Origin of the sequence: Mycobacterium timonense, assembly GCF_025821985.1 — a bacterium.
In the GTDB taxonomy this organism is placed as follows: Bacteria; Actinomycetota; Actinomycetes; order Mycobacteriales; family Mycobacteriaceae; genus Mycobacterium; species Mycobacterium avium.
This window is the reverse complement of record NZ_JACKSY010000085.1, coordinates 1-11,860: the sequence shown is the minus strand read 5'-3', so window position 1 is coordinate 11,860 and position 11,860 is coordinate 1. Positions and strand designations below refer to the sequence as shown.

The 11,860-nt window shown below is 65.4% G+C and carries 6 protein-coding genes and 2 pseudogenes; 7 read left to right on the top strand and 1 reads right to left on the bottom strand.

Features of this window, described 5'->3' with window-relative positions:
• The 7 genes and pseudogenes from H7I87_RS19860 to H7I87_RS19830 all read left to right on the top strand — a co-directional run.
• Positions 1-124, top strand: a pseudogene (locus tag H7I87_RS19860) (IS630 family transposase); the annotation flags it as partial.
• Between the two features lie 53 nt (positions 125-177).
• Positions 178-987 carry a nucleotidyl transferase AbiEii/AbiGii toxin family protein gene (locus H7I87_RS19855; protein WP_162936211.1) on the top strand — a complete coding sequence of 270 codons (810 nt, stop codon included), beginning with the start codon at positions 178-180 and terminating at the stop codon, positions 985-987.
• Positions 988-1,711: 724 nt separating this feature from the next.
• Positions 1,712-2,871, top strand: a protein-coding gene (locus tag H7I87_RS19850; protein ID WP_085989675.1) for an IS3 family transposase whose coding sequence is annotated in 2 segments (ribosomal slippage) — positions 1,712-2,003 and positions 2,003-2,871 — 1,161 coding nt in all. Because the reading frame shifts where the segments join, the coding sequence is not laid out codon by codon here.
• 490 nt (positions 2,872-3,361) lie between these two features.
• Complete coding sequence (locus H7I87_RS19845; protein ID WP_023861884.1) at positions 3,362-4,894, top strand: DUF2397 domain-containing protein; 1,533 nt, start codon at positions 3,362-3,364, stop codon at positions 4,892-4,894.
• On the top strand, positions 4,891-6,126 hold the full coding sequence (locus tag H7I87_RS19840) for a DUF2398 family protein (RefSeq protein ID WP_023864113.1): 1,236 nt from the start codon (positions 4,891-4,893) through the stop codon (positions 6,124-6,126). The genes H7I87_RS19845 and H7I87_RS19840 overlap by 4 nt, the downstream gene beginning before the upstream one ends.
• Entirely contained in the window at positions 6,123-10,241 is a 4,119-nt protein-coding gene (locus H7I87_RS19835; protein ID WP_080687459.1) for an SbcC/MukB-like Walker B domain-containing protein, read from the top strand. The genes H7I87_RS19840 and H7I87_RS19835 overlap by 4 nt, the downstream gene beginning before the upstream one ends.
• Complete coding sequence (locus H7I87_RS19830; protein WP_080683583.1) at positions 10,238-11,536, top strand: DUF2399 domain-containing protein; 1,299 nt, start codon at positions 10,238-10,240, stop codon at positions 11,534-11,536. The genes H7I87_RS19835 and H7I87_RS19830 overlap by 4 nt, the downstream gene beginning before the upstream one ends.
• 155 nt (positions 11,537-11,691) lie before the next feature.
• On the opposite strand, the pseudogene H7I87_RS19825 reads toward H7I87_RS19830, so the two are convergent.
• Positions 11,692-11,860, bottom strand: a pseudogene (locus H7I87_RS19825) (IS256 family transposase); the annotation flags it as partial.

Below are 11,860 nucleotides of genomic sequence, written 5' to 3'. Positions count from 1 at the left end.
CATCCGCGCCTGGATCGAGCACTGGAACGACAACCCTAAGCCCTACGTCTGGACAAAAACCGCCGACCAAATCCTGGAATCCGTCGCCAACTACTGCAAACGAATTAATAACTCAGGACACTAGAACAGGTTCGGACCGCCGCGGCCAGGCGAGCAGCCGAACTCGCACTGGTACGCGTGGTGCACCACTACGGGGGACGCCCAGAATTCGTGCTTCTCGGGGGATTGGTGCCGGCCCTGCTCTGCTCGAACTCGCCGAAGCGGCACGCAGGCACGTCCGACGTCGACGTTCAGGTCAACCTCGAAATTGCCGGTGGCTCAGTTCAAGCACCTCGGTTGGAACAGGCGTTGCTCAACGCCGGGTTCGAGCCCGATGCCGAACGGGTGTGGCGATGGGAGCTAAACGACCCCGACGGCGTCCGCGCTACGATCAAGCTCGAGCTGCTGGCTGATCTCGACGACGAGCCGAACAACGCGACTGTCGAGTTCACCGGCTGCAAACGCCTCGGAGCGGCGAACCTGCGCGGAACTGGATACGCCGCAAGAGACATCGTGATTCAGAAGATCCAGGCAGTCGACCACGGGACGCGGCGCGAGGCTGAAATCAACGTCACCGGACTGGCCGGTTTCCTCCTCGCGAAGGTGGCTGCGGCTCACGGCCGCCGCAAAGCAAAGGACTGGTACGACATCGCATTTGTGCTGTTGCATAACAACCACGGGGACGCCACGGCGGCGGCTGAACGCGTCTTGGAGGTTTTCGGGCCGCCGAGAGGAGAGATGCGCACCCAATTGCTAGACCTGCAGGCGAATTTCGCCGATTCGTCGGCCCAGGGCACTCTTGCGTACGTCAAGCAGTTCATCGAGAACCACCCCGACGAAGACACCCAGACCGTAGCCACCGACGGTCAGATCGCGATCGCGGCATTCGCTCAACGCCTGTTGCGCTGGCCCACTAAATACCCGCTCGGTATAGCAACCATCGGCTGATTTGTCCTCAGAGTTGGCCCCGTCGGGCTCCGGGATCATGACTGAAAGCTAGCGACCTGTCGTGCGGCCCGAACCAACATCGCGAATTCCGCGGTTTCGACCGCCGTACCGAGCACCTCGATCGGCGCATGGTCATCCAAGCGAGTATTGGTGCCAAACAGCCACGCCCGCGCCGTCTTGTCGTCGTAGCATCGACAAGCATCCGCACAATTTTGTAGCCCTCACGAAGCCGACGCTCGGTTGCACCCTGAGGCTCAGGACCGCCCAGCCGCGATGTACCGGCCGACCTGCTTGGCGTCGGCCAGCCCCGCCATCGCCGCCGTCACCCGCCGGCCCACAGCGTCTTGCAGGTAGCCTGCAATCTCGCGGATGGAACGCGTCGCCGCCTCCATCGTCGAGCCGCTGCGCTGCCGAAACCGTCAATCCCGGCATCTCATACCTCTCAAGTCCATGTCTGGTACCGAGGCATTACCAGGACCTCACCAAGAACACACCTGCAAACTACACTGAAAACCGCAAGCCGGCGTGGCCGGGGACTGCCCCCGGTTCGGTTGACTCCTGACCTGTGAGGATTCGTCCTCGCTGGAAGGATCAGTCTCGTGCCGAAACCGTTTCCCGCCGAGTTCCGAGCCGATGTCATTGCCGTAGCCCGCAANGGGGACTGCCCCCGGTTCGGTTGACTCCTGACCTGTGAGGATTCGTCCTCGCTGGAAGGATCAGTCTCGTGCCGAAACCGTTTCCCGCCGAGTTCCGAGCCGATGTCATTGCCGTAGCCCGCAAGGGTGAGGCGCCGTTGCGCCAGATCGCGAAGGACTTCGGGATCTCGGAGGCCTGCCTGCATCGCTGGCTCAAGATCGCCGACCGCGAGGACGGCGCTTACCGGCCGGCGTCTGCGGCGGCTTCTGATGACGTGTCGGCGCAGCTGCGCGACGCGCATAAACGGATCAAGCTCCTCGAGCAGGAAGCTGAAGTGATGCGTCGCGCGGTCGGCTACCTGTCCCGGGATGCCAACCCAAAATGATGTACCCGCTGGTCCTCGACCTGGCCGATGACGGCGTGCCCGTCGCGGTGACCTGCCGGGTTCTTGGGTTCTCCACCCAGGCGTTCTATAAGTGGCGTAAAGCGCCTGTATCACAGCGGGATTGGGATGATGCGCACCTCATCAACGCCGCCCGCGACATCCACGTCGATGACCCCGCATTCGGTTACCGATTCATCGCCGACGAACTTCCCGCGCGCGGGATCTCCGCCAGCGAAAACCGTGTCGCACGGTTGTGTTCCCAAGAGCGCATCTGGTCGATCTTCGCCAAGAAGCGAGGACTGAACCGTCGATCGGGGCCACCGATCCACGACGATCTCGTGCAGCGTCAGTTCAGCGCCCAGACCGCCAACCAGGTCTGGCTGGCCGACATCACCGAACACCGCACCGATGAAGGCAAGCTCTACCTCTGCGCCATCAAAGACGTCTACTCCAACCGGATCGTGGGTTACTCGATGGATTCGCGGATGAAGTCCTCGCTGGCAGTGGCCGCCCTGGATCACGCTGTGGCGCTGCGTTCACCTGCCGCGACGATCGTTCATTCCGACAGGGGTAGTCAATTTCGCTCGCGAAAGTTCGTCCATGCACTGTTGCACAACGGATTACACGGTTCGATGGGTCGCGTCGGTGCGTGCGGGGACAACGCTGCCATGGAGTCGTTCTTCGCCCTTCTGCAACGCAACGTACTCGACCGGCGACGCTGGACCACCCGAGCCGAACTGCGCCTGGCGATCGTGTCGTGGATTGAGCGGACCTACCACCGACGCCGCCGGCAACGCGCACTGGGCAGGCTAACCCCGATAGAGTTCGAACTGCTCCACACACCGGTCGCAACCGCGGCCTGAAAATCACACCTCCGAGCCAACTGAACTCGGGGCAGTCCCACCGACGCCGCCGGCAACGCGCACTGGGCAGGCTAACCCCGATAGAGTTCGAACTGCTCCACACACCGGTCGCAACCGCGGCCTGAAAATCACACCTCCGAGCCAACTGAACTCGGGGCAGTCCCCCGAAAGCTGCCGGTGCACTTCACATCACACACACTAGGGCCAGCGACGCAAATGGGCCGATCACGATGGCACCAGCCGAATCTCGACTCACCCTGAACCTCGACACGATCCAACGGGGCACAATTCTGACCAGTCTGGATCTGCGCCATAGCGAGGCTTGAGCGAGTTCCCCGCGGCGGCGCCGCGGCGGAGGCAACGAGAAGTACCAGCCCGCAGAGCCACGCAGTCGCGGTAAACGGCCGCGGTGTGTCAGTGCCGGACGCTACCGTGGGAAATGTCGGGACCCTAGCAGTGTTGGGGGAATGTGACAGCTGGCGATTCGGAGATGAAGCTTGGCGACACATCGGTCGCCGAGCTCCCCGACGATGCCCGCCGCGCCCTGACCTATCTTGTGGTGCCCGAATCCGATGAGTACATCGCGATTATGGCGGTGCTGGAATCCTCACCGTCGGATTTGACCCCCGCCGAGGTCACCGCGGCGTTACGTGACCGCGGCACCGATCTGGACGCCCGGGTCGTGGAGGTTCGGCTGGAAAAGCTGCGGGAGTGGGCTGTGGTGTCGGCGCGCTCGGATCAAACGCACGTGCGCCGTGTCCAGGACCTGCTGCGGCGGAACTTCCGCTACACCGCGACCCGACACGGCCGGCAGGTTCAACGGTTCTACGAGACGGTGTTGGCGGATACCACGGTGATGCGCGAAATTCCGCTGCAATCCCTCAACGCGGTCGTCTCCGCGCTGGAGGCGCTGGCTGGCGCCGATGCACCGCCGGATCAACAGTGGGCGCGAGCGCGGGTGAACGAGGTGTTCATCGCCCAAGACAACCTGGATGCGTCGCTGGTCGGCGCGGAAGACACCCTCATGGGCTTGGCTGACCGATTCGATCTCGATGATGCACACACTGCCGAGCTGAAGTCGCTGCTCGTCAACTACGCCCGACGGGTGGCAATCGAATTGGACCGTGGCTCCGACCGCGCGGCGATTGCGCTGCGGGCACTGACTCCGCGTTTCACCGAGCTGGCGCAGCTCACCATTGAAGGGTCTGCCGCCTCTGATCTGATCGGGAGGGATTTGCTCGCGGCATCTAAAGGCGGCGATGTGCGCGACTGGCATGGCCTAGTCGCATGGTTCGATCCGATGTCTGGTCGCGCAGCACGGTTCCAGTCGCGGATGGTGATGGCGATCCCGACATTTCACGCCAATCTGCGACGGTTGCACACCGCCGGCGAGTCCGGCACGTCTCGCGCCCGCGCCCTGCTTTTGGCCCGCGGCTGCCTGCATCCGCACTTCGGTCCGCAACTTTTCCTTGCCGCCCTCGGCGATCACCCCTGGCGCAAACTTCACGGCGAAGCTGACGATCCGGGAGCCGGGCGCACGCCGCCCTGGCGTGATGGGCCTCAAGTGCCGGTGCCTCCCGGGCTCCGCACACACGGTAGAGCAGGGGTTCGCGGTCGCGCTCCAGCACCAATTGACGACGGCCCTGCGCGCGCAGCGGTCGCGAGCGAGCGTCAGCGACGCCTGGCGCTTCACCGTCAGCACTTGCGCGAGATCCTTTCCACCGCACCCGGATCAACGTTGTCGGATGGCGCTGCTCGGGTGGCATTCGCGGCCCTGCGGGCGGCGTTGCGCCAAACGCCCAGCCGTGGTCGTCGACGTGCTACCAAAGACGGGTTGGCTTGCACCGTGTTTTGGACCAAAACCACAACGGGGTTATTGCGAGCACCCCGGTGGCGAGTGTGGCTACCCGGGCGGGAGTTCGTGTTCCATTCTCCTGCAGAACAACCCAGCCACCCCCATGCTGTGGGGGCCGATCCGGGCGGTTCTGCGGAAATCCGCCTCGAGGGGGCGGTGGTGGCGTGACGAAGCCGCATACGGCCCGGCTGGCGATCGCGCCCGACGCGGAGACAGAAGTGGCCACCGCGTTGCGGCTGTTAGCCCGTCAACCATGGTTGATCGCCGGCCGCGACGATGCGGCCATCAGCGCTGTTCGCCGCAACCTCATCGGAATGCGCTCAGTGCTTAACAGACTGGGCTGGCGGCTGATTGTGCAACGCGACGTGGTTCGCCTCGAAAAGTCACCGCCGACGCGTGCGCGCCTAGCCGATTGGGCAGTGCAGGCCCCCAATCCGCTCACCTGCTCGTGGGTGTTCCTACTTGCCGCGGCCGCGGAAAGTCTGCCGCACCAGGTCACTATCGGCCAACTCGTTGAAGCCGGCAAAGCCGCCGCGGCCGAAGCCAGCATCCCTCTTACCGCCAGCCGCGCCGAACGACGCGCAATCACCCGCGCCGTTCACGAACTGGCCGATCGCGGAGTCATCGAGGAAACCGACGGTCAGATCGACTCCTACCTCAACGACGACAACGCACCGGTTCTTCTGACCATCTTCCACACCCGACTGCTGCACCTGATCGCCAACTTCGACCCAACCACCGACCCGTCACTGGACCCGGGGCGCTGGCTGGACAATGTTGCGCGTGAACCCGACGTCGGCCGGCGGATGCGGCGCCGACTCGTCGATGACACCTGCGTGCATACCATCGATCTCGACGAGGCGGAGTCCGACTGGTTGTCGCGACGCCTGCGTAGTGATGATGGCGCACCATTAGCGGCCGCGTTCGGTTTGGCGATCGAACGGCGCGCCGAAGGTGCCGCGTTTGTTGTTCCCGACGACGCGTTTCGCTGGCCTAGTGAGCTCGGGCAAGTCCCGTTTCCGGCCGCTGGGATCATCCCCCACGTGGCCATGTTGCTGGCGGATCACATTGCGATCAAAGGACAAACTGGGGGGCCGGGTCCCGGATGGCGCGGCATGCCGCGCGTAGCAGTCCTCGCTGAATTGACCCGCCTTGCCGAGCAACAAACCACCGGCAAAGGCGGTTGGCCCGCCGAGCGGGCCGCTGACCCCGCCGGCTTGCTCACCGACGTGCAGCAGTTGCTGACCGGCGTCGGGCTACTGCGGATCGTCGACTGCTGCTGGTGGTTGTCACCGGTCATGGGCCGCTGGGAACCACCCCCAACCGCACCAGCCCCAACGCCAGACCGTGAATTCGGCACAAAGTATCGACCAGAACCTTGCGGTGGAGAACCCAGATGACAACTATCGTCCCCACACCGATGGAACAATCCCAACCCGCACCACCGGCAGGCAATCGGGCGCGGTTCGGCGGACGCTGGCGGCTCGTGGGCGCCGGGCTGTCGAACGTCTGGCGCTACGGTGACTTGGTGCTGTCGGCCCCGTCCGGGCGCCTACTCCTGCTTGGCCCCAACGGCACCGGCAAGACCACAGCGCTGGAAGCGCTGTGGCCGTTCCTACTGGACTTAGACAAAGCGAAGCTGCGCGCCGGCACATCGCGCACCACTACGCTCACCTCGCTCATGCGTGAAGGCAGCACCGACAGGAAGCGGATCGGATACGCGTGGTTGACGTTCGCCGGACCCGGCGACCAAGCTGTGCACTCCTACGGCGCCCGACTTGTGTTTTCTGATGGATCAACGCCGAACGTAAAGATCGAGCCGTTCACCATTCCCGGTGAGCCCATTAAAGATATGCCGTTGACCGGCCCCGGGCCCGGTCGGCCGGCGATCACCACCGCTGAGGCCTTCCGCGAGCAGGTCGAGGCCACGGGAGGAACCGTATTCAAGGACGAAGAGGACTACCTCAACGCGTTGGCCAACCATGTATTCAGCACCGCCAGAAGGGATTTAATCGCCCTGGCAGACCGCATCCGGAAGGTCCGCAACCCCAGCCTGCTCGCTGGCACCAGCCCCGATCACGCCGCTCAGTCCCTTCGCGAAGCCCTGCCCGGCGTATCAAACGACGTCATTGAAGCCACCGGCGAAGCGCTGGCCGCAACGAATGAAACCCGCCTAGCTTTCCAGCGCGACGTCGAAGCCGCTGCGACGCTGGATACTTTCGCTGAAGTTTGGTCCGGCCACGCCGCCGAGGTGGCCGGCAAGCTGGCGGCGGCCGCGGCCTGCGCACGCGATGTGTATGACAACGCCCGCCAGGCCGCAGATCGATTTCAGGGCCGCCACCGCGATGCCGTTACCGCACGCGAGCGGGCCGAGGCTGACCTCAGAGTCGCCGAGCAGGACCACGACAACGCAGTCGCCGAAGTGGAGTCGATCGAGAAATCCCCCGCCTACACAACGCTTGAACGACTCGCCGACCTCGCCAACACCTCCGACGCCCGCGACAGCGAGGCCCAAGCCAAGGTCGACAACCTCCACCACCGGGTCCGCACACTCCGCCGTGACGGTGCACACCTCGCCACTGACGCCCACCAGCTCGCCGCGGCCGTGACGGACATAACCGCCGCCGCCGCCAATTACGACCCGCACACGGCCGCGACCGCACCCACAGTGGTGGTCAGCACCCGCTCCCACGCGATCTTGACCGTCGGCGAAGACGCCTTCGACCCTGGGCCGCCGCTGGAGTTGAGCATCGATCCTGAGCAGCTCGACGCGGCGGCCCAGTCCTGGATGGCGATCGCCAGCGACCACGAAACCCGGCAGACGAACGCCGAGCTCATGGTCAGGCAACATCGCAGAACCGTTGCGCCCGTCCAGCAGGATGCCTCGCACAAGTCGCAGCAGGCCGACCAGGCCGACCAGCACGCAGACAACGCTGCCCACGAGCGTGACCGCAAGACCGAACGAGCCCTCGACGCCGCATCGACTGCTGTGCAGGAGATCTCACGCTGGGCTTCGGCCAACGCCGACCTGACGGCCACCCCGGAGTCGGATGCGCTCGATGCCGACACCATCACCCAGACCGCCGCCGCAGGTCCTGCCGCGCTGCTGGGCTCGGCATCAGATTGGAAGGACTCAGCGCGCAACATTGCGGCCAAAACCGCCGCCGAACTACGGCAAACCGCCAAAGCCTATGGACAGCAGGCGGATACGAAGCACGCCGCGGCTACCGATGCCCGCCACCGCGCCGAGGAACTGCGCGCCGGTCGGATGATCCCGCCCCCGCGGCCGCCATGGGCCGGCGATGCCGACGAAGACGCGTTCGCTTACGCCCTGCAATGGAAAACCGGCACCGATAGGCGACTCCAGGCGCTGGTTGAATCCGCGCTGGAATCCGCAGGTCTTCTCGGCGCGACTCTCACCGAGGATGGCGGCTGGGCTCACCCCTGGGCTGTGACCGCGACCACACCGCGCGCTGCCCACAGCCTGACCACACTCATCGAGGCCGATTCACAGCACCGGCTCGCCGCAGCGGCGACTGATGTCCTTGAACGCATTACACTGGTGGACACCGCCTCTGCGGCTCTTTCAGATGTCCCCGCTGTCATTGGAACCGATGGAAGCTTCCGGTTCGGTGTGATCTGCGGACGGGCCCCCGGCGCCGATGATTCCGCCACGCTTCCCGAGCCGAGCCACATCGGGGCCGCACAACGGCGCGCCGCCGCATTGGCGGAAGCCGAAAGGCTCGACGACACCGCCGATCATCTCGACAGCGAAGCCGCAGCCCTAGAGCAGGCGGCCGAGGAGCTGCGTGACCACGCGACCCGAACACAGGCGCGGGCCGAGTCCTTCCCGAGCCTCAAGGAACTCGCGAAGGCAGAACAAGACCGCAGCGCCGCTGCGCGGTGGGCCGAGCAGCAGCGCGCCGTCGCCGATAAGGCCGCCGCGGAAGCTGAAACCGCCCGCCGGCAGGCCAACACGGTCGCCGAGCAGTGGCGCACTCAGGCCAAATCGATGGGCCTATCAACCGACCCCGACGAGGTCGCCGCCACAGCAGAATCGGAAGCCCGCATCACCACCGGGCTTCGTAACGCGGCCGCGGCGCTAAGCGCCCAGCAGTCAACCCTGCTGAGCCTGCGCACCCGCGCCGACAGCCATGCCAGCGACCGCGCGGCCCTGACTGCCCTGCATGCCGCCGCAACAACCGCTCATGCTGCCGCGCGGAAAGCCAGGCTGGTCTACGAGCGGATGCAGGGCGCACACGGCAAGGCCGCCGCTGAACTCTCCGCGCGTCTCACGGCGGCGCGTGCGCGCGCCAAAGAAACCCAGGAATTGGTCGGTGCGGCGGTTGTACTCAAAGACGAAGCGCTTGTAGAAGAGGCAAAGCTTGAGCAGGCCGCCGCCGACGCGATCGAAAATGCCGCGGCCAAACAACCGGCCGCTAGCGCGGCGCTGGCCGAGCTACGAGGCCTGCTGGCCGTGCAGGACGTCGCCGAAGTCGTGCTGCGCGACGCCCAACACTCCAGCAGCGACGCGTTGATCGCACAAGTCACTGCCGCCGTCGAAGGAAAAACCAAGTGGGGCAAGAAAAAAGTCGCCGACACTTACGAGACCGCGCGCGCCGAGCTTCGCATGTGGGCCGTGGACCGCACTGAAGGTCACGGCGATCTCGACACGTACCAATGCACCTACGATGGCATCGCCTACACACCGTGTGCAGCCGCTGCCCTGGCACGCAGGCTGGCCGACCGCGCCGGCGAGCAACTCCACGAGGCCGAAGAGGCTGCGCTGCGCGACTTCATCGTCGGGCGGCTACCCAGCGCGATCGGCATCGCCTACACCGAGCTGCTGGACTGGGTCGATTCAGTGAACACCAAGATGGAATCGGCGTCGGCGTCCTCCGGCGTCGGGGTGCGAGTGAAGGTCAGCCTGCGCGATGACCTCAACCCTAACCGACGCACCGTCTACCACCTGGCGTGTAAGAAATCCGCGGCGACTCGAACACCCGAGCAGGACGCCGAGTTGGCGGCGGCGCTCAAGAGCCTGCTAGATGCGGCCGACGGCGAAACCGACACCGAAAAGGTCAAGCAAGCAGTCGACATCCGTGACTGGGTACGCGTTGACTACTTCGTGCACCGACCCGGTCAAGAGCCTAAACGCTGGACACGCAACACCGGATTGTCGGGAGGCGAACGCCGCCTGGTGATCCTGGCCCCGATGATCGCGTCGATCGCCGCGCTCTACGACAACCTGCCCGACACAGCGCTGCGCCTTGCCGCACTCGACGAGGTGCCTGCCGAGGTCGATGACACCGGGCGGGAAGGCCTGGCCCGCTACATCGCCGAGCTCGACCTCGACGTCATCTGCACCTCTTATCTGTGGGAAGGCGCCCCCGGTGCATGGGACGGCGTGGACGGTCACGACCTGGAGGCTGGCCCCGACGGTGTGGTCGTCGCATTCCCGATGCTGGTGCGCGGGATTGAGCCCCTGCCCGGGGATCCAGACGAATCTCCATGACCGTCAAGGCCTGCCACCTTTGCGATGGCTCGTGTGCTCACGCCGACCTGACCATGCTGCTTTCGCCCGATCTTGGTTGGCTGTGGGCGGCCGTCGCCGCGGCCGCCGATCGTCGCGGCGACCCCCACTTGGTCACCGGGCCGGCCATTACCGTCGATGCGCCCGTCAACCCGTCGCAGCGTGCGGCAGCCGCTGGGCTTGTTCGCGGAGCTCTGCGACCTGGCCGCAGGTTGCGCATCGAACTCGATGTGTTGACCGAACAGGTGCGCGCACGCGGCCCTACCCTCACGCCGGGTGCCGTCGCAGCGCACGCCACGGGCAGAACTCTTGCCACCCGCGCGGCAGATCGCAGTCAACAACATGCCAGAGCGCAACGGCTGTCCGCATGCCTGGACGCGGCCTGCAATAGCCACCCCGAGCTGGCCGTCCACGGTCCGCAGCTGTTTGAGCATCTACGCCGAACCGGGTGGGTGGCCCGACTCGATAGTGACCCCAATGCCAACCAGCTCGTGGCGAACGCGGCCGCCATCGCGGCTGCCGTGATGCGGATACCCGACGGGGGCCGGCTAGATCGCAGGCTGCTCGTCCCCGATAGTCCCCATGCCCTCGACGAGGGCACGCCGCTGGCCGGTGTCACCCTTTCTCTGCTCACCGCAGCCGGTCGCATCCGTGCGGACCAGCGGTCAACGGCACGGTCCTTGTGGGCGCAAGCTGGCGTTGATTGCGACCAACTCATGGGAGGCCTGACTGTTCTGGGCGTCCACCCGCGCGGCTGGCAGTTGCCACCCGCAGCGACATGCACACTGCCGCCGCGCGAACTCGCCTGCCCGGAGTGGCCCACAGCTCCCCACCCCGACGCTTGGGTGTTCATCACCGAGAATCCCTCGGTCCTAGCCGCCGCAGCAGACATGGTGGCCCGAAACCCCGACTGCGCCAACCCGATACGGCTGGTGTGCACGATGGGCAATCCCTCGCAGACCGAGATCGCGGCCATTGCAGGCCTTGCCGCGGCTCGCTGGAACATCGCCGTGCGCGCCGACTTCGACCCTGCCGGCATTCGTACCGTGACCGCTATTCTCAACGCCGTCCCGACAGCCAAACCCTGGCGCATGACGGCCACCGACTACGCCACATCCGGGCCCACCGCCCCGATCCGCGAGCTGGTCCCTCCCACACCATGGGAGCCCGAGCTCGCGGAACAGATCAGCGCCACCGGCTGCGTGGCATTCGAAGAAGCGCTCATGGAGCACCTGCTGGACGATCTACGGCGAGGCGCTCCGCCTACCGCATCTTGAAAGGGAAACGTCATAGCGGCCTTACGTGCGCAACCTTGAATTCGTTAGCAAGCCGTTTTGCGTGTACTGCGTTCCTACGTACGCCACCGACGGTTGTGCCCCGTGAAGTGGTGTAAAGCCGATCGGCGTTTCGCCTGAGGCTCTGCGCGTTTCCACTATGCCGTGATGGCGGCGGGGACGGCAACGGATTGGTCGGCTGGATCGGAGCGGGGATGTAATAGGGCCAGGGTGGTCTCGGAGAGATAGCGCTTTTCGGCGACTTGCCATTCGTCGTGGGCTTCGACGAGAACGGAGCCGGCCAGCCGTAGCAGCGCGGCGGGGTTG

Excerpts from the sequence above, each read along its gene's own strand:
- H7I87_RS19845 (WP_023861884.1), top strand. The coding sequence starts at position 3,362 with ATGAAGCTTGGCGACACATCGGTCGCCGAGCTCCCCGACGATGCCCGC.
- H7I87_RS19835 (WP_080687459.1), top strand. The coding sequence starts at position 6,123 with ATGACAACTATCGTCCCCACACCGATGGAACAATCCCAACCCGCACCA.
- H7I87_RS19830 (WP_080683583.1), top strand. The coding sequence starts at position 10,238 with ATGACCGTCAAGGCCTGCCACCTTTGCGATGGCTCGTGTGCTCACGCC.